Annotated in this window: 15 protein-coding genes; 6 read left to right on the forward strand and 9 right to left on the reverse strand. The window is 47.4% G+C overall.

Annotation, left to right across the window (positions count from 1 at the left end; all coding sequences use genetic code 11):
- Positions 1-21: 21 nt before the first annotated feature.
- Positions 22-546, forward strand: a complete 525-nt coding sequence (locus tag AAA946_RS05175; protein WP_445206090.1) for a murein L,D-transpeptidase catalytic domain family protein — start codon at positions 22-24, stop codon at positions 544-546.
- Positions 547-696: 150 nt separating this feature from the next.
- Positions 697-2,133, forward strand: a complete 1,437-nt coding sequence (locus AAA946_RS05180) for an IS1182 family transposase (protein WP_338163447.1) — start codon at positions 697-699, stop codon at positions 2,131-2,133.
- 121 nt (positions 2,134-2,254) lie between these two features.
- Here the strand turns inward: AAA946_RS05180 and AAA946_RS05185 are convergent, their stop codons facing one another.
- Complete coding sequence (locus AAA946_RS05185; RefSeq protein ID WP_338163905.1) at positions 2,255-3,655, reverse strand: DEAD/DEAH box helicase; 1,401 nt, start codon at positions 3,653-3,655, stop codon at positions 2,255-2,257.
- A 283-nt stretch (positions 3,656-3,938) separates the two neighbouring features.
- On the opposite strand from AAA946_RS05185, the gene AAA946_RS05190 reads away from it, so the two are divergent.
- Positions 3,939-5,321, forward strand: a complete 1,383-nt coding sequence (locus AAA946_RS05190) for an MATE family efflux transporter (protein ID WP_338163906.1) — start codon at positions 3,939-3,941, stop codon at positions 5,319-5,321.
- Positions 5,322-5,556: 235 nt separating this feature from the next.
- Here AAA946_RS05190 and dgcA read toward each other — a convergent pair whose 3' ends face one another.
- The 8 genes from dgcA to mnmC all read right to left on the reverse strand — a co-directional run bounded on the left by dgcA (position 5,557) and on the right by mnmC (position 15,436).
- Entirely contained in the window at positions 5,557-6,522 is a 966-nt protein-coding gene (dgcA, locus tag AAA946_RS05195) for an N-acetyl-D-Glu racemase DgcA (protein WP_445206091.1), read from the reverse strand.
- 31 nt (positions 6,523-6,553) lie between these two features.
- Positions 6,554-7,558, reverse strand: coding sequence for an N-acetyltransferase DgcN (dgcN, locus tag AAA946_RS05200; protein WP_338163908.1), 1,005 nt, complete (start codon positions 7,556-7,558; stop codon positions 6,554-6,556).
- Between the two features lie 108 nt (positions 7,559-7,666).
- Entirely contained in the window at positions 7,667-8,560 is an 894-nt protein-coding gene (locus AAA946_RS05205; protein WP_338163909.1) for a LysR family transcriptional regulator, read from the reverse strand.
- Between the two features lie 184 nt (positions 8,561-8,744).
- The gene (locus tag AAA946_RS05210) at positions 8,745-9,119 is read right to left on the reverse strand and encodes a diacylglycerol kinase (protein WP_338163910.1); all 375 of its coding nucleotides are present in this window, start codon (positions 9,117-9,119) and stop codon (positions 8,745-8,747) included.
- Positions 9,120-9,122: 3 nt separating this feature from the next.
- Positions 9,123-10,193, reverse strand: a complete 1,071-nt coding sequence (locus AAA946_RS05215; protein ID WP_338163911.1) for a DUF4056 domain-containing protein — start codon at positions 10,191-10,193, stop codon at positions 9,123-9,125.
- A 143-nt stretch (positions 10,194-10,336) separates the two neighbouring features.
- On the reverse strand, positions 10,337-12,160 hold the full coding sequence (locus tag AAA946_RS05220) for a GGDEF domain-containing protein (protein WP_338163912.1): 1,824 nt from the start codon (positions 12,158-12,160) through the stop codon (positions 10,337-10,339).
- On the reverse strand, positions 12,157-13,236 hold the full coding sequence (locus AAA946_RS05225; RefSeq protein ID WP_338163913.1) for an ABC transporter substrate-binding protein: 1,080 nt from the start codon (positions 13,234-13,236) through the stop codon (positions 12,157-12,159). The genes AAA946_RS05220 and AAA946_RS05225 overlap by 4 nt, the downstream gene beginning before the upstream one ends.
- Before the next feature lie 199 nt (positions 13,237-13,435).
- On the reverse strand, positions 13,436-15,436 hold the full coding sequence (gene mnmC / locus AAA946_RS05230) for a bifunctional tRNA (5-methylaminomethyl-2-thiouridine)(34)-methyltransferase MnmD/FAD-dependent 5-carboxymethylaminomethyl-2-thiouridine(34) oxidoreductase MnmC (protein WP_338163914.1): 2,001 nt from the start codon (positions 15,434-15,436) through the stop codon (positions 13,436-13,438).
- A 175-nt stretch (positions 15,437-15,611) separates the two neighbouring features.
- On the opposite strand from mnmC, the gene fabB reads away from it, so the two are divergent.
- The 3 genes from fabB (at position 15,612) to AAA946_RS05245 (ending at position 19,209) form a co-directional block, all read left to right on the forward strand.
- On the forward strand, positions 15,612-16,823 hold the full coding sequence (gene fabB, locus AAA946_RS05235; protein WP_338163915.1) for a beta-ketoacyl-ACP synthase I: 1,212 nt from the start codon (positions 15,612-15,614) through the stop codon (positions 16,821-16,823).
- Between the two features lie 242 nt (positions 16,824-17,065).
- On the forward strand, positions 17,066-18,199 hold the full coding sequence (locus tag AAA946_RS05240; protein WP_338163916.1) for a 4-phosphoerythronate dehydrogenase: 1,134 nt from the start codon (positions 17,066-17,068) through the stop codon (positions 18,197-18,199).
- Positions 18,196-19,209, forward strand: coding sequence for an aspartate-semialdehyde dehydrogenase (locus tag AAA946_RS05245; RefSeq protein WP_338163917.1), 1,014 nt, complete (start codon positions 18,196-18,198; stop codon positions 19,207-19,209). The genes AAA946_RS05240 and AAA946_RS05245 overlap by 4 nt, the downstream gene beginning before the upstream one ends.
- Positions 19,210-19,305 lie beyond the last annotated feature (96 nt).

Here is a 19,305-nt window from a genome sequence, read left to right on the forward strand (position 1 = left end):
GAATCAGGTACGATTAAACGTATGTATAGCAGTGCACAATTAGAGGGAGTGCTGGATTTTCAATTATTTAAGGATGCATACCTTGCTTATGAGAAAACCACTAACCGCAGTAAATCGCTGTTAACCATTATTGATTATTCTAAGCCATCGACAGAAAAACGTTTTTATGTCATTGATATGGATAAGAAATCATTGGTGTTCAACACTTACGTCTCGCACGGTGTTAATAGTGGTGAGAAAACAGCGACTAAGTTCTCTAATATTATTAATTCTCGCAAGACATCGCTGGGCACCTTTTTGACTGATTCTACTTACTATGGTTCGAACGGTTACTCTTTACGCCTAGATGGATTGAGCAAAGGGGTTAACGATAATGCTCGTGAGCGCTATATTGTTGTTCATGGTGCAGATTACGCGAATGAGTCGTTTCTCAAACAAAACGGCTATCTAGGACGCAGTTGGGGTTGCCCTGCATTGCCGGAGCATTTGTCACGAGAAATCATCGACACGATTAAAGGCGGAAGCGTTATTTACGCAAGTGCTTAATATAATAAATCGTCTAGTTGAATATCTTAATTTATTGATTAGTAAGAAAAAGGCTCACATATATTGTGAGCCTTCAGACTGCTGACAAAGGTCTAGCTTTCAAGCTAGACCTTTGATCTAATAGGAGTATCGAAATATGGATACTCCGATATGCTTCAAAAACCTTCTCCTCAGCAATACGAACTCGAAATGGTAACCATGGAACAGCTCGTTCCACAGAATCATCTCGTTCGTAAAATTGATAATGCCATCGACTTCGAGTTCATCAGAGACGAAGTGGCACATCTATACTGCAAAGATAATGGCCGCCCACCCGTAGACCCTGTGCGTTTATTCAAAATCATTCTGCTTGGCTACCTATTCGGCATCAAAAGTGAGCGCCAACTGGTCAAAGAAATTGAAGTGAACGTCGCTTATCGTTGGTTCTTACGAATGTCACTGACCGAAAAAGTTATCCATGCTTCGACGTTAAGCCAGAACCGAATTCGACGCTTCAATGGTACTGACGTCTTTGAGCGCATCTTCAACAACATAGTGCTTCAAGCGATGGAGAAAGGCTTAGTCGCAGGACAGGAGCTCTTCACTGACAGTACACACCTTAAAGCCAATGCTAACAAGAACAAGCACATGAATCGTCTGCGTCCAGTTAGTGCAGGCGCTTATCTTGATATGCTGAATGAAGATGTGGCTGCAGACCGAGAATCTGAAGGTAAAAATCCATTCAAAGAGACGCCACCAAAGACAGACGTCAAAAACACTAAAGTCAGCACCACCGACCCTGAAAGTGGCTTTATGACACGAGACAATAAGCCTCAAGGCTTCTTCTATCTTGACCACCGAACCGTGGATGGTAAGCACGGTATCATCGTAGACACATACGCAACACCGGGGAATGTGAATGACTCACAGCCCTATATCCGTCGTCTCGATCACACACTAGAGCAGTTCAACCTCAATCCTATCGCAGTTGGTATCGATGCAGGTTACTTCACTGCGCCTGTTGCTGAATCACTCGAGCGCCGCAGTATATTAGGTGTGTTCGGGTATCGCCGCCCATCAAGAACTAAGAACAAATTTAAGAAGAAAGACTTCAAATACCAAAAAGAGACCGATACCTATCGCTGTCCAGAAGGGCAAGAACTTATCTATAAAACCACAACACGCGCAGGCTATCGCTCATACGCTTCAGACCCGAAACAATGTGCGTTTTGCCCCGTTCGGGACGACTGTACTAAGAGTGAAAATATGCAGAAGGTCATAACGCGTCACCTTTATAGTGAGACGGTGGAGCGAGCCAATCAAATGCGACTCTCTAGCTACGGAAAGAAGACGTATCGGAGGCGAAGTGAAACAGTAGAACGAAGCTTCGCCGATGCAAAACAACACCATGGCCACCGTTACGCGCGCTACCGCGGTCTCGCAAAAGTGCAAATGCAATGTTGGTTAGCCGCTGCCGCTCAAAACATCAAGAAGATAGCGTTGGTGGTGAGCTATCTGCGAAAAATGGGCCTAAATAAGGCAGAAATAAGTCAAATACTAGCCTCTGTATGCCGATTTAAGCCTTACTCACTTCAGAACGCTATCTAACAAAAAATATCGCGATCGCGGCCTACGGCCGCTCCGAAAAAAGAACCCCGCTTGAAAAAGCGGGGTTCGTCAGCAATCTGAAGGCTCACATATATTGTGAGCCTTTTTTGTATTTCGCGAATTAACTTGGTTTCGCTTTATTAGGGCGAGAGCGATTTGGTCTTGGTTTGCGAGACTTGTTCGCTGCTTGTTCACCACCACTATTTGGTTTGCGCTTGAAATTGAACTTTCTTGGCTTGCGTGGCTTGTCTGAACCTTTGTTTTCCTTTGAAGCTGCGCTGTTGCCTTGCTTTTGCTGACCTTGTGCTTGCTGCGGCTTAGGCTTTTTCGGCTTCTTAGGCTTTTTCGCCTTGATTGGGCGAGTATCGAGTTTTGATTCTGGCAGTTCATGAACGGGTTTGAAGCCCTCCAGCTCATGTCTTGGTAGCAACTTACCAATCAAACGCTCGATAGAAAACAGCTCTTTTGCTTCGTCTGCACAAACCAGTGAGTAAGCGTTACCCGTTTCACCAGCGCGGCCAGTACGGCCGATACGGTGCACGTAGTCTTCAGATACGTTGGGTAAGTCGAAATTCACAACCTGTGGCAGCTGAGGGATGTCTAAACCGCGCGCGGCGATATCGGTTGCGACCAATACGCGGACTTCACCACTTTTAAAGTTAGCCAGCGCGGTTGTACGAGCACTTTGGCTCTTGTTACCGTGTATTGCCAAAGCCGTAATGTCTTGGCCTTCTAGGTAACGAGCAAGACGGTTTGCACCATGCTTGGTTCGACTAAATACCAGTACCTGCTTCCAGTTACCATCGTGAATAAGCTTGGCAAGCATAGCCGGCTTTTGCTTTTTGTCGGCAAGGTAAATGCTTTGCTCAACTAATGCTGTGGTTGAGTTTGGCGGCGTCACTGATACTTCTACCGGATCGTTGACTAAGCCTTTGGCTAGGTCACGGATCTCGTTTGAGAAGGTGGCTGAAAATAATAGGTTTTGACGCTTTTCAGGCAGCAGATCCAGAATCTTTTTGATGTCACGATAAAAGCCCATATCTAGCATTCGGTCAGCTTCGTCCAGTACCAGTACTTCGAGCTGAGAAAATTTGATCGCGTTTTGCTGATATAAGTCCAGAAGGCGGCCTGGTGTTGCCACCATGATGTCGCAGCCTTTGCGAAGCTTCATCATTTGCGGATTGATTTTCACACCGCCATACACGCATTGCGATGTGATTGGCAGGTGGACACTGTATTTGAACACACTCTCGTGAACTTGAGCTGCCAGCTCACGAGTTGGCGTCAAAATGAGTGCTCGAATGTGGTTGCTCTTTACACGAGTACCGGAATCGAGATTTTGGATCAATGGCAGAGCAAAGCCTGCAGTTTTGCCTGTGCCTGTTTGAGCAGCAGCCATGACATCTTTACCTTCGATGACAGCTGGGATTGCTTGCTCTTGAATAGGCGATGCTTTCTCATAACCTAATTCTTTAATTGCGCGAAGAATAGGTTGGGAAAGACCTAAAGAATCAAAACTCATAGTGGTACTCAGTTTAAGAAAAGAGGAGGGCAGATCGCCGTGACGTGCCGTAAACCCTAGGATAGGGCAAGGCGCGCTATTCTGCGTGCTTTTGTGATGAAGTTCAATACAATTTTGGTTGCATTATTTCAGCGATTTAGGGCTAAAGCAGTATTGAATTTACCCGTTAAGGTGTTTATATTGTCGCCGCCTTAGACAGGCACACCCTAAAATGCACACTCGCCATCCCGCCTCCATTGGTGCATTTATATTGGTGCATTTATATTGGTGTTAGAACTTTCCCATGCAAACGACAATCCGTCCTTTAACTCGCTTTACCCGTGAATCGGGGGCGCTTATGAACCTGTCGGTTCCTATTATTCTTACCCAGCTCGCAACTCAAGCGATGGGTTTTGTTGATACCACCATGGCTGGCCAAGTTAGTGCCGCCGACCTTGCTGCTATTGCTCTTGGTGCGAGCTTGTGGATCCCTGTATTGCTGCTTTTGCGCGGCGTTATAATGGCTTTAACGCCCGTGGTGGCGTTTCATCGTGGTGCTCGTGATTTTGATAGTATCTCTATCGAGTTCTTTCAAATGGTGTGGTTAGCACTTACCTCCAGTGCATTATTGATTGCCTATTTGGTGAGCGCGAAACCAATTTTAGAGTGGATAGGTGTGGCATCGGAGATCATCCCGATTGCCAGTGACTACGCTTACGCATTGGCGTTTGGCGTGCCGGGGATTGCGCTGTTTTATACCTTAAACGGCTTTTGTGAAGGTATGAACAACACTAAGGCACCCATGATCATTTCAGTGATTGGTCTATTGGTGAACATACCAGTTAACTATGTGCTAATTTACGGTAAATTCGGTTTCCCTGAACTTGGTGCTGTGGGCTGCGGCTGGGCGACAAGCCTTGTGTATTGGTTGATGTCGGGATTACTGTACTCTTATATTCGCGGTCATCATCATTTCAAAACCATCATTCGCTTTAGCGATGCAAAGCCACGAATTGCTGAGATCTTCAACCTATTAAAGTTAGGCCTGCCGATTGGGATGAACATTGCGGTGTGCGGCAGCATCTTCGCCGTGATTGCACTTTTGATTGGTCGCATTGGCGCAGAAAACGTCGCAGCGGCACAGATTGCGCTCAACATTTCGAGCATGACCTATGTGATCCCGATGAGTATCTCGTTTGGTATTACTATCCGTGTTGGTCACGCGTTAGGAGCTAAAGACGATTTAGGCGCGGTGGAACGCAGTAAAATTGGTATCGTGGTGGCGGCGATGTTGTCACTGTGTTCGGTGGCGATGTTCTTGCTGTTCCCGGACTGGATCATTCGCCTCTATACCACGGATCCGGCGGTGAGTGCGACGGCGGCTACCTTGCTAGTCTTTACGGCGATGTATCAATTTAGTGATGCGCTGCAGACTTCTGCTAACGGTGCGCTGCGCGGTTATAAAGATACCAAGGTGCCAATGATTTTGGCGATTGCCTCTTATTGGGGTTTAGCACTGCCGCTTGGTGTGGTGCTAGGACTGACCGATCATATAGTGCCAGCGATGGGCGAGAAAGGTTTTTGGATCGGCATCCTGACTGGATTGACGGTTGCGGCCATATTGATGCTGCTGCGCTTACGCTCTGTGATTAAGCGTCGTGATGCGCAATTGGCAAGTGATGTATAGACCATTTTTTGATTGAAAACGGGCGCGATAAAGTGATTTATCGCGCCCGATTTGTTTATAAATATGTATCAAAAGTGTCGTCATCCCCTTGCAAAAGGGGATCTCATGCGCGCCGCGAATTGGATTCACGTGACTTAGTCATTATTTTTCAGTTGGCTACGCGCTTTGGGAGATCTTCACTTACGTGAAGATGACGGGTGTTCGTGAAGATGACGGTGTGGAAGTAAATATTCAATTACAACTTCAACTGACCGTGATCATAGGTTAAACCATTCTCCACATCACTCCCAAGTAGCACCGGGCCATCTAAGTCAACAACTTCCGCGTTGGTCGCTATTGGTAATGCCGCTTTCATGGCCAGTGATGAGCCCAGCATACAGCCACACATAATACTGAGCCCTGCTGTACGAGCCTCTTTCTCTAGCGCCAGTGCTTCGGTAAGGCCGCCGGTTTTATCGAGTTTAATATTGATCATCTCGTAGCAATCAACCAAGTCGGAGAGTTGCTCTCGGGTATGACAGCTTTCATCAGCACACAAAGGAATAGGGTGCTCAATCCCTTTGAGTAGATGGTCTTGGCCACTTGGCACTGGTTGTTCAATCATGGTGATATTGAACGGTTTCAGTGAAGCAAACAGTGTATTAAGGTCAAGCTGAGCCCAAGCTTCATTTGCATCGACGATGATCTTTGCGTTTGGCGCTACAGCACGGATCGCAGCGATCTTCTCTACAACGGCTTGATCGTCAAGTTTTACTTTAAGCAGTGTTGCCCCTTGGCTCACATAGCCCTTCGCCTGCTCAGCCATGTCGGACAGCTCTGCTACCGACACCGTCATTGCTGTTTCTATGCTTGGAGCGATACTAAATAGTGGGGAAGGAAAGTGACTGTCGGCAAGTTGAGCCTCTAGAGCCCACAATGCGCAATCCACGGCATTACGAGCAGCACCGGCTGGAAAAGATTGCAGGCTAAGTCTTGCCTCATTTGGCGTCATTAAAGTCAGCGTTTTAGCAAACTCCGTTATTTGACTGATGACAGAATCGACAGACTCACCATACCTTGGATAAGGCGTACATTCCCCTTCTGCTTCAAAGTCTTGATAGCGCACGGTGACACGAACTAGTTCTGCATGTGTTCTCGTACCGCGAGAGATGCTAAACGGTCGTTCCAGTTTAATTGAGTGATGATGAGCGCTAATAGACAGCATGTGGTGAGCTTCCTTACTGTGGCCAAGGTTAAAGTGAGCGAACACGATCTGCGATTGCATCGACACCAAATCGAACAGGGTCGGTGACGGGCATGCCGAACTCTTCGCTCCATTTTAGACACAGCGCTTTCGCTTCTTTGTCAGAAATGTTTGAGGTATTGAGACAAATGCCAACAAACTGCACCGATGGATTGGTGACTCGCGCTGCCATTAAGTTGGCCTCGATGGTCTGCTCAATGCTTGGCAGTGCTGCGTGAGGTAAATGGCGAATGTGCTCGCGTCCGACTTCATGGCACAGTACCAGCGCATCAGGTTGAGCACCATGCAGTAAACCTAAGCTTACGCCAGCGAAAGAAGGATTAAACAGCGAACCTTGGCCTTCAATAATGTCCCACTCATGTTCAGTAAAGCTTGGACTAAGCGTTTCAACGGCGCCAGAAATAAAGTCTGCGACCACAGCATCGACTGAAATACCGTGACCTTCAATCAGAATGCCGGTTTGACCTGTGGCTTTAAAGCGTGCTTGGCAGCCTTGCTCGATGAGAGCTTTTTCGATCGCAAGTGCGGAAAACATTTTGCCAACTGAACAATCGCTGCCAACGGTCAAGAGACGTTTTCCTTGACGCTTTTTGCCAGTGCCAACGTCGAGCGGCGCATCGTAATGCCTGACATCAAACAGCTCAATGGCGTTTTGGGGAGCTAGTGACGCTAGTTCGGGAATATTATCAAGGCGTTGATGCATACCAGAAGCAATATTAAATCCAAGCTGCGCCGCGTGCACAAGCGTCTCGACCCAACTTGGCGGGATAACACCGCCAGCATTTGCGGTACCAATGACCAGTGTTTTGGCCCCCATCGCTTTGGCGTCTGCCAATGATAGAGGCTCAAGGCCGAGCGACACGGTTTGCTCAGTCAGTCGCAACTCACCCAAACAGGCATCCGGTCGCCATTTAACGATGCCGCGTGCTGTTTTTGCTGCGAGAGGGTCGGTCACGTCCCCAAGGAAAAGTAGATAAGGCTGAGCAATGTTCATATCGTCCCTCATGAATCTGGATAAATGATTGGTAAATCAGGATTATCAAGATAGCGGGGACGACGAGCACAATCGAATACTCAAATGTGCGTAACCTATAACATTAGGTTATGGGCTGGTGGTCGTGGTGAGCGTTTCTAGAAACTGCTTACTTGCTATAGACATAGGGTGAACGTCGCTGGTAAGCAACGAGATTGAGCAATCAATGTCGTCAGTTAACGCGATACGCGCCAAATTGGGTTCTAGCGCGTATTGCTGCGCAGTCCAAGGATCAACAATGGCGATGCCGCTGCCGAGTTTGGCAAGTTCGGCGCCTGCACTGTAGCTTCTGACGCGAAACGTCGGTGCAAAGTCATCCCTAAGAGCGGTTATCGCATCATGCAAGCGCATGCCCAGTGGGTCGCGTTCATCGAGTGCGATTAGGCCGATGTCACTGCTAAGCAATGTTGAAAGTGAGAGTGAGGAAAGCTCAGGGCTCAGCGCTTTATGATGCTCACGGGTAAGGAGGACGGTCATCGATTGCTGCAGTAATAGGCGATGTGATATGCCCGCAGGTGTTTCACGACCAAACGTGACCGCGAGATCGAGCTCATTATTTAGCAGTGCCTGACATAGTTCGGCGTGATTACCGGTAGTCAGGTCAATAGAGCAGGCGTTTCGCTGGGCAAATTCAGATACTAAAGGGGTGAGCAACTTAGTGGCCAACACGGGAGGTGCGCCAATACGAATGTGTTGATGCCCAGCTTTGACTTTGTAGGTCAAGGTTTGGAACTGGCCAAGCTGGCGATAGATTTTTTCAACTTCTGGCAGCAGTGTCTGTGCTTCTAGGGTCGGAACCAGCCGCCCTTTGATGCGCTCAAACAGTGAAAAGCCGAGCTGCTGTTCGGTGTGAGCCAATACACGTGTCACATTGGGTTGGGAAACATGTAAATTTCTCGCCGCTCCCGATACCGTTCCGGCTTGCATGATGGCGTAGAAGACTTCCAATTGTCGAAGGTTCACAGTGGCTCCAGTAACGGTGAGTTGGAATCGCCACTGTATAGCAAAATGAGGTCAATGAAAATTGGCAGAGTCTATGAAAAGCGAGATTGAAAATAGGGCGCTAGGATGAAAAAAGGCTTGAACAAAGTATGCTCAAGCCTATCTATCGAAGGTCAATAACTGTTTGCAAGCTGGGCAATTATGCCTAACTAAAGTGAACCCAAAGAATTGAGCCCCAAACCATCATCGCCAAACCAATGGCGAGAAATACCGCTGCAGAGCCAAGATCTTTGGCGCGGCCAGAGAGTTCATGGCGCTCTAGACCAACGCGGTCTACCACGGCTTCGACGGCTGAATTCATCAATTCAACAATCATGACAAAGATGACGCTGCCGACTAGGGCGGCTTTGGCAAACAAAGATACGTCTAACATTGCTGCGACGATAACCGCCAACACAAGTGCAGCACATTCTTGGCGGAAGGCTGCCTCGTTTTTCCAAGCTGCGATAAGGCCGTACCAAGAGTAGCGAGCAGCATAAATAACTCGTTTAATGCCGGTATTTTTTTGGATCTCAGTCATGGTTTAGTTCAACTTTAAAGTGAGCGCATCGTTGCGATTATTCTCGTGTTTATCGTCAACAGACTTGGAAATATCGCCAATCGCTTGAAACTCCTCATGAGTCCACACAGCTTTGTCTGTCAATGTGGCTGGCAGTATATCAAACGATTGGATCTTGTCAGCTTTTACTAACTGCAATTGTCCGTATTGTTCAAGATCAGCAAAGGCTGACAAGCTAAGTGGCGTACCATTAGAAACGACATTTGGTATCAAATCGAGGCTGAAGTGATAGTCACGAGTTTTTACTACCCATTTGTTCGGCAGACGCTTGTCGCTGTCCCACCAAATGCCATCAAGCTCTTCGAGTTTTTCGATACTGGTGTCATCGTCTTGTGCATCAAGCATGTTGAGATGCTTGCGAAAATATTGCGGGAACAATACTACGAATGCATCTTGGGTGATGTCTGGGTTAATTCTGAAGATCTCATAAGCGATAAGCGCACCAAGCATGTTGGAATACAGATCTTCTGGCGAAAAAGCAGATGGGTATTCTTTGAACCCACCGACAGATACCAGACCGTACCATTGAGCGATCTCATGCCACTGGGCGAGACGAAACGCCAATAGTGCCGCTAGCTTAGCTTCGTCATCTTGTTCCGTATTGAGTTTGTCGAGGTTGCTAAACACAATGCGACGGTCACGTAGCTCAGGTGTCAGGCTAACTTGATAATTGTCGCTGTCACGCTGTTTGAGAGAGTGATACAGATAAAAGGCGAAATCCGCGGTGTCTCTGACGTGCGCCGTATCGATAAAGCCGCCTTTATTGGTAAAAATGAGTCCATTCACTTCATCGGATGCGCCAAACAGGCTGCCGACAACACTTGCAGAACCATCATTGAATACATGTGCATCCACATCTTCGGTATTGAGGACGTTCTTAATGGAGTAGAAAGGAACAGGGACGCTTCCTAGCTCTGCTTTAAGGCCCGTTCCAAAGGCGCAGCATGGTCTGATCCCTACTGGTACAGTCTCGGATTCCGCGAAGCTGGGTGCTGCAGATAGAGCAAGACTAAGTAGCAATAGTAGTTTTTTCATAAGTGAACCAAATCAGTGAGTGGAACAAAAAAGCGCAAGATTGTGCAGTGTACGCATCTGCAGTTTGTCAAAACAATGCAATAATTTATCGTTTCGATAATAACGGTTTGTATAAGCTGCATTTACCTTTTTCCGCCATGAGGCTAATCGAGCTCTGGAGGCTCCGATTGAACTTGATTGCGACCGAGTTGTTTGGCTCGGTATAAGGCGGAATCGGCGTTTTCTAATAGTTGTTGTGCTGTCACTTGTTCTTCGATGACCTGATGTGTTACGCCGATGGATATTGAGAGCACGCCAAATGGCTCGTTTCCTGAGTGGGGAATGTTCAGTGCAATGATCTCTTGACGCATTTTCTCCGCTAGCGTCATCGCTTCTTGAGCAGAAATATTGACTAATAAGGCACAAAATTCCTCACCGCCAATCCGCGCAACTAAATGGCCACACGGAGCCAGTACCTGCTTTAAGGTGTTGGCCACGTAGCGCAGAGCGAAGTCGCCTTGAACGTGCCCATATAGGTCGTTGTATTGCTTAAAGTGATCGACATCGATCATCATGGTAGAAATAGTACTGACGCACAGGCTATGAGTATGATGTTCGAGTTCGCTCATAAAAGGACGGCGATTCGGTAGGCCCGTAAGCTCGTCAGTTTCTGCAGCGATATGTAAGCGCTGGTTCGCTTCAATTAACTCTTCTTGAAGTGCTGTCATCTCTTTCTGATTGCGAATCCTTAGATGCATTTCGCTGACCGTCGTTGATAGCCTGCTTAATATGGCGGTTTGAGTATCGCTCCACGCGTGTGCGCCATCCGTAATTGAAGCGATAAGAAGACCAAATATCGATTTTCCATCGATAAGAGGAAAGATAGCGACTGAGGCAATACCAAGCTTTTTCATCATCCTATATTCGGGGTCGGCTTGGCTCTTAAGGATTTCAATATCGTGAATGACGATGGGCTCTAAAGAGAGCAAACGACGTTGCAGTAGCACCATAGATTCAATATTAATGCCTTGGGGGTAGGGATTATCGCTGCCGTCTGCTCGCCAAGAATACTGATAACGGGCGACGTCGTTCTCTATTGTTAACACGCTAAGCCTATCAATATTGAGTAGGCGGCCTATCGGTTCAAAGGCACGGTACATGACCACCGCCATGTTTTCTTCGTTACAGGTGAGTATGTTAAGTGACATATCGGCCAATATTCTGTGTAGCTTACTTTGGGTTTTGTAGGCCTTGGTCTGAATGTCGATACTTTGTTCCAGTTGATTCTGGTGATGGAGCAATTGTCGCTCGGTTCGCCGCTGTGCAGCGATGGCACGGCGTGAGGCGTTATTGAGGTTTTGTAGCGCTTTGGCGACGTAGGATAACTCGTCTTGCCTTTCAGTTAGGCTGTCGGGCAATTTTAGCTTGCTCGATGCTTTGGGGTTGATGGTTTTAGATATCGTATAGAGCTCGTTAAGGGGTTTGGTGACCAATGTATACACCACGATAACCACAATTGAGATGATCACTAGAGCCTCGATAGTGTTTAATACAAACCCCAATGTCAGTCTCGATAACACTTCTTCTTGAATCATCGAATCGTCTATTTGATACGACAGTGTCCCAAGCAGACGTCCGTTGTAGCGTAAGTCATAGCTGTGTGTCATGACATCCAATGGCTCCGTGACGTTAGCTTTCAGTTGAGTGCCCTCGATGCCATTAAGTTGAATGTTTTGAATATTGCTGTCCTTGCTAATGCTAATTAATAGCTGTTCTAGCTGGCGCAAATCCAGATCCCACAGTGCTTCTGAAATGGGGTAGTAGAGGGAGCGAACGTGACGCATAGTGTTGTCTTCGACTTGCGCCATTTCCTGCTGATAGTCGACGTAAGCCTGAATGGAGATATTTACTATGGCCAATACACCCGTGGCGACGACCATGATGGCGATGATTTTGTGCCGTAGCGTCTTCATGGGGAGCGATGTCACTTGAGCTCCTCTTTGCGGGCAAACGGGTCGATAGGGTTAGCTCGTATATCAATGTCGCGGAAATCAATCTGTTGCCAGTCTTTAACTTTCAGCGTGTCGTAGAACTCAGATGGGTAAGAGATAGGTCGAAATAAGTTGTACTTAGTGCGCTGTGGCCAAGATTCATTGTGCAAGTAGTAATGAATTTTGACTAACGCAAGACCAACGGCGGTGAAGTGTCCTCCCGCTAAGGATGATATTTCACCTTTTGCCAACGCATCTAGTACTTGATTCGAGGTATTTACTGTGCCGACAAACACCTCTTTACCGATCGCTTTATTGGCTTCTTTTAGCGCCGCGATAGCACCAAATGCCATGTGATCATTCGCGGTCCAAATATAGCGAATGTTGTCATGGCGTTTTATGAGCACTTTAGTTTGTTGATAAGCAGTTGACTCGTTCCAGTCACCATGCACGCGTTGGGCTATTGCTAAGCTATCTTGTTGCATAATAAACGAAGTCGCACCCGCTTCACGGTTAATAGATGCTGGGGTGTTTTTGTCGCCGGAAATTAACAAAAAGTCACCGGCTTTCTCACCTCCTTCGATGAATAAGTTTTGGGCGCTCAAATAGCCGATGTGGTAATTATCAGCAAAGACGCCGGGTAACAGGCGATGTGTCCATTTGGGGTTGCTGTAGACTGTCCTTTTGTCGAGGGGCGATAAATCGTTGAGGACAAAAGTGACTTTGATGTGTGGTGAGTTAATGGACTCGAGTAAAGTCAGCCCAATGCCTTTCTCGTTTACGAGGATAACAAAGTCTGGCTCAGGCTGTTGTTGCATCCTTTCGGCGATTTTTTGGCGAGTCAACAGTCGGTCACGATCACCGTGAATGATCTCGAGTTGTAAGCCCAGCGAATGCGCCGCAGCTTGCGCGTAGAGATCGACATCGTGCCAAAAGCTTTCAGTTGCAAAGCCAGGGCTGACGAAGAGCACCCGACTATTAGTCGCATGAGGTGTATCACCGTCTTCTGACGCGATGGCTGGGGTCAACAACAAACATAAACAGCAGACGCAAAGCGCCCAAATCACTTTCATATCAACACTCCCTGTGTTAAGAAAAATTATGGAAGTGATTCGTTAAAACGTCGAATAGTTGTGAGTTAAATCACACAAATGAGTCAGGATTCTCATTTATAAAACGGTGGCGTAGGCTGCAGAGGGGAAGGAAGCACGTTTTTGTACCTATTTTGCAGGCTAAGAGAGTGTGCAGGGTACACTCTCTTATATTGTGCAGCTAGTTCAATGGCTTAGCTTTATTGATGCGCTTAATCCAAGTTCTTGAAGGATGGAGCTCAGACAACAGATTGACGGGTAATGGCAGCGGATCACCACAGATTTCTGACGCAAGCAGTTCGCCAAGCAGTGGTGCCGAGCTTAGACCACGGGAGCCCAGACCCAACAAGCAATATATCCCTGAGTATTGCGTTAACTGTTCAAGTTTGTTGCCTCGCTCCTCATAGGCGTGGTTGAGTGCGTCGAAGTCCGCAACTTGGCCAACAAAAGGCAAATGGTCTCGACTGACGGTACGTATACCTTGACGTGACTCGTTGCCGCTGGTGTCGACCTCATCTACCCACGCCACATTAGGCACACAGGCTTTGAGTTTATCCCCATTTTCTTGCTGGGCTTTTGAGTCGAAATCAGTATCGATATGTTTACGATCGTAGCTAGCGCCGATACAGTGAGTCATGGTGTTGGGGTTATGCGGTGTCATATAGCCGTCGTAACACAACACCGATTTGATGTCTTGGAGTGCTGCTGTCGTAGGAATATGGCTGACTTGTCCTTTCACTGCCGTCAGGTGCAGTGCCTTGGTTTGTGCCAATTGGCTAAATTCATGGCCATTCGCAACGATGACGGCATCAAATCCTTCAGCAGCGAGATTGACGCCGTTTAGCGTCCACAGACCGTCCTCGCTTTGCTCTATGGTGGTAATAGCAGCGTTAAAATGGGCGCTAAGATTACCGTTACTGGTGTAATAATCGATCAGGCCCTTTGTGAGCTCTGCAGGACAGAGCCATCCGCCTAGCGGGTAGTGGACACTGGCGTGCGGCGACGTTACCCCAATTACTTGACTGGTTGTTTCGGCGTCGAGTTTATGAATGAGCTGGCTTGGGAAGTCAGCTTCTAACATACGCTCGAGTTTTTGTTGGGACTTATCATCCCACATTAATTGAGTGACACCGCACCAGTCATGATCAAACTTAAATCGTGTTGCCGCTTGCTGGACAAATTGTCTGGCGTAAAGGAAGGCAGGAGCAAAGACGCGAGAGACGCCGCGATGCTCGCCGTTGAGAAGAGGGTAAACCGCACCTTGACGATTTCCTGATGCGCCGTGTGCGGGCTCGGGATCTTTGCAGTATAAGCTTGTTTTAACGCCTCGCTGATCGAGAGCGGCAATTAACGTTGCGCTGGCAACACCGCCACCAATGATGGCAACGTGTTTAGGGCGTGGTTTGCTGGTTCGGGTATAGAGCGGGGCATAATTGCTATACGGCTGCTTATTAGCAACATGGCCAACAATCATGTCTCGTTTGGTGCCAAAGCCTTTGGCTTTTTTCATCTCAAAACCCGCTTCGATAAGTCCACGACGCACAAATCCAGCGGCGGTAAACGTAGCGCAAGTACAGTCTTGCTTGGCAAGTTTCACCATGCCATTGAACAGCTCCTGATTCCACATTTCAGGGTTTTTGCTTGGTGCAAAGCCGTCGAGGAACCAACAGTCGACGACACCTTGCTCTGGTGTCGGAACATTTGGTAGGCAGTCTTTAATGTCACCGAACCAGAGATCGAGTGTGATAGCGCCATCAGCAAGCACAATGCGGTGGCATTCTGGTACGGCGATAGGGTAGTGGGCTTGCAACTGCTCTGCGTAGGTCGCAAGTTCGGGCCATGATTGATGCGCTTTGATCAGATCTTGCTGTGATAGGGGATACTTCTCAAAACTGACAAAATGCAGTTCTTGTAACGTGGCGTCTGGATTCTGTTGTCGAAATTGATCAAACCACTGCCAGACGGCAAGAAAGTTCAGTCCGGTGCCAAATCCTGTCTCTGCAATGACAAAACGGCGCTGCTCAAAGTCATGCCAACGCTCTGGAAGTCGGTTTTGCTTCAAGAATACGTAACGAGTTTCTTCTAAACCATTGACATTGGAGAAGTAAACGTCGTCAAATTGATCGGATACCGGGGTGCCCGACTCATTCCAGTCGAGTTGCGCATGAGTGATGGAAGTCATAATTTTGACACTTATCTCGTGTTATACCCCTAGGTAGAAAATTAACACAACTACATTTAGTGGGGCATCAGTAGCATTTATTGATGCGAATTGTACGAATTTATGGGAAAGCTGACCACTTTTATCCTGTATCTTCGTTATCATTTAGCCGTTTTTGAATTTATAGGAATGTCACATGAAACGAGTCGTAATTACCGGTATGGGTATTGTTTCGAGCATCGGTAACAACGTTGAAGAAGTTTTAGCGTCTCTTAAAGCAGGCCAGTCTGGTATTAACGCCTCTGAGCAATTCAAAGAGATGGGCCTTCGTTCTCAAGTATGGGGTGATTTGAAAATTAACCCAGCTGAGCATATCGACCGTAAAAAAATGCGCTTCATGGGCGACGCAGCTGCGTACGCTTACCTATCAATGGAGCAAGCGATCGAAGACGCAGGTCTGACAGACGATCAAGTTTCAAATGACCGCACAGGTATCGTTGCTGGTTCTGGTGGTGCATCGGCACTTAACCAAACGCTTGCAGTGGATACACTACGCGCAAAAGGCGTGAAGCGTGTTGGTCCTTACATGGTACCTCGTACTATGTCATCAACTGTGTCAGCGTGTCTGGCAACACCATTTAAAATCCGCGGTGTGAACTACACAATGAGCTCTGCGTGTGCAACGTCAGCTCACTGTATCGGTCACGCGATGGAGCTGATTCAACTAGGCAAGCAAGACATCGTATTTGCTGGTGGTGGTGAAGAGCTAGATTGGTCGCAAACAATGATGTTTGATGCCATGGGCGCACTGTCTACTAAGTACAACGAGACTCCAGAAAAAGCGTCTCGTACTTACGATGCGAACCGTGATGGTTTTGTAATCTCTGGCGGCGGCGGTATGGTTGTTGTTGAAGAGCTAGAGCACGCGCTTGCACGTGGTGCGAAGATCTACGGTGAAATCGTAGGTTACGGCGCGACATCAGACGGCTACGACATGGTAGCACCATCTGGTGAAGGCGCAGTACGTTGTATGAAGATGGCAATGCAAGACGTTGAAGTGATCGATTACGTGAACACGCACGGTACCTCAACACCTGTAGGTGATGTTAAAGAGCTTGGCGCTATCCAAGAAGTCTTTGGCGGCAACAGCCCGGCTATTTCAGCAACCAAAGCAATGACCGGTCACGCACTGGGCGCGGCAGGTGTACACGAAGCGATTTACTCAACGCTAATGCTACACCACGGCTTTATTGCTCCAAGCATTAACGTTGATGAGCTAGATGAAGCGGCACAAGGTCTAGACATCGTAACTGAAACTCGTGAACAAGAGCTAAACACAGTGATGTCTAACAGCTTTGGTTTCGGTGGCACCAACGCAACGCTAGTACTGAAAAAGTACCAAGGTTAATCCTGGTTAATCAGTTCTATGATTTCCAGAGCTGACTGGTGAAAACCAGTCGCAGACGCAAGTTTTAATCCCTGGAGAGCGGGTTAAAATCCTTTTGTTCTGGATCTTGCCCAGCCAAATGGCTGGGCATTTTTGTACCTGAATTTTGCCTTACGCTATCTTTATGTATCGCCCACTCGACACATGGTGCTATATCTTGCACAATTCAGCCTATTGTAAGGACAACCCCTTTGGATACTCCCATGAAGATTATTGTAGATGAGGCAATGCCTTATGCTGTCGAGCTGTTTAGTCAGCTAGGTGAAGTCGTCGCAAAACCTGGTCGTGAACTGACGGCTGACGATCTTGTTGATGTGGATGCATTGATGATCCGTTCCATCACTAAGGTTAACGAAGCGCTACTGACAAAAGCGAACAAATTGAAGTTTGTTGGTACCGCGACTGCGGGTATGGATCATGTTGACCAAGCTCTGCTAGCGCAGCGCGGCATTTTCTTTACCGCTGCTCCTGGCTGTAACAAAGTAGGTGTCGCTGAGTATGTAATTAGCAGTTTGATGGTGATTGCTCAGCAACAGGGTTTTTCTATCTTCGACAAGACGGTTGGCATTGTCGGCTGTGGTCAGGTTGGTAGTTACCTACAAACTTGTCTGCAAGGTATTGGCATCAAAGTCTTGCTCAATGATCCGATTAAGCAAAACGAGGGCGATACAAGGACCTTCACCGAATTGGATACTCTGCTTGAGCAGTCGGATGTAGTGACGACGCACACACCGATCACTCGCGACGGTGATTATCCGACTCATCACTTAATTAACGAAGCACGTCTTGCAAACTTCCGAAGCGATCAGATCCTGATTAACGCTGCTCGTGGACCTGTTGTTGACAACGAAGCGTTAAAGCAACGCCTGCTTAAAAAAGATGGCTTTACTGCTGTGCTGGATGTGTTTGAGTTTGAACCAGTAGTTGATTTTGAGTTGCTACCTCTGTTAACGTTCGCGACCCCCCACATAGCGGGTTATGGTTTGGAAGGTAAAGCCCGTGGCACCACCATGATTTTCAATAGCTATTGTGAGTTCTTAGGGTTGTCTGAACGTGCAAATCCAGATGCACTTCTTCCGGTCGCCCCTATTCCAGAACTGAAACTGGATCGAGCTTGGGATGAAGCTGCGCTGCACAGTATGACGCAGATAATCTATGATGTACGCAAGGACGATGCAATTTTCCGTCGTGAGATCCACAACGAAAATGGCTTCGACAAAATGCGTAAGTTTTATTGGGATAGACGCGAATATGGCGCTGTCCTTGTTAAAGGTGATGAGTCATGTAACTTAGCACCTTTAGCAGAATTAGGATTTCAAATCGAGGTAACTAAATGAGCCAACAATTTAATATCGCTGTATTTGGAGCAACAGGCGCTGTAGGTGAAACTATGGTAGAAGTGCTGCAAGAACGTGAGTTTCCGATGGGTGATATCTACCTGCTAGCGAGTGAGCGCAGTGAGGGCAAGACCTATCGTATCAACGGCAAAACAGTGAAAGTTGAGAACGTAGAAAACTTCGATTGGTCACAAGTCCACATCGCTCTGTTTTCTGCAGGTGGTGAACAGTCGGCCAAATGGGCACCTATCGCCGCTGATGAAGGTGTGGTGGTTATCGACAACTCTTCTAATTTCCGTTACGACTACGATGTACCGTTAGTGGTGCCAGAAGTGAACCCAGAGGCAATCGCGGAGTTTAGAAACCGCAACATTATTGCTAATCCAAACTGTTCTACCATTCAAATGCTGGTGGCGCTTAAGCCTATTCATGATGCAGTAGGCATTGAGCGTATCAACGTAACCACTTACCAATCCGTCTCTGGTGCGGGTAAGAGCGGCATTGATGAGCTCGCAGGTCAAACGGCGATGCTGCTAAATGGTAAACCTGTTGAGCCAAAAGCGTTTGGTCAGCAAATTGCATTTAACTGTATTCCACAAATTGATCAATTTATGGATAACGGCTACACCAAAGAAGAAATGAAAATGGTGTGGGAAACGCAAAAAATCTTCAATGATCCAAATCTAATGGTTAACCCAACCTGCGTTCGAGTGCCAGTATTCTACGGACATGCGGAAGCCGTGCATCTAGAAACTAGCTCGCCAATCTCTGCTGAGGAAGTGGTGCAACTACTCGAACAAGCGGAAGGCGTCGAAGTTTTCCACGGTGAAGATATGCCAACGCAAGTTCGTGACGCAGGTGGCAAAGACCACGTAATGGTAGGTCGTATTCGCAATGACATTAGTCACCACAGTGGTGTGAACTTGTGGGTGGTAGCAGATAACGTCCGTAAAGGGGCGGCAACCAACGCGGTACAAATTGCAGAAGTACTTATCCGAGACTACTTCTAAACGGTAGCTTGCTCAACTCTTGTTCAGCGGCCTCTGCTGGGCAAGAGTGGTGCTTTATACACCGTTGCTGTTACTTTTTAATCAAAGGCTCCTTTT

Origin of the sequence: Vibrio sp. 10N (assembly GCF_036245475.1) — a bacterium.
In the GTDB taxonomy this organism is placed as follows: Bacteria; Pseudomonadota; Gammaproteobacteria; order Enterobacterales; family Vibrionaceae; genus Vibrio.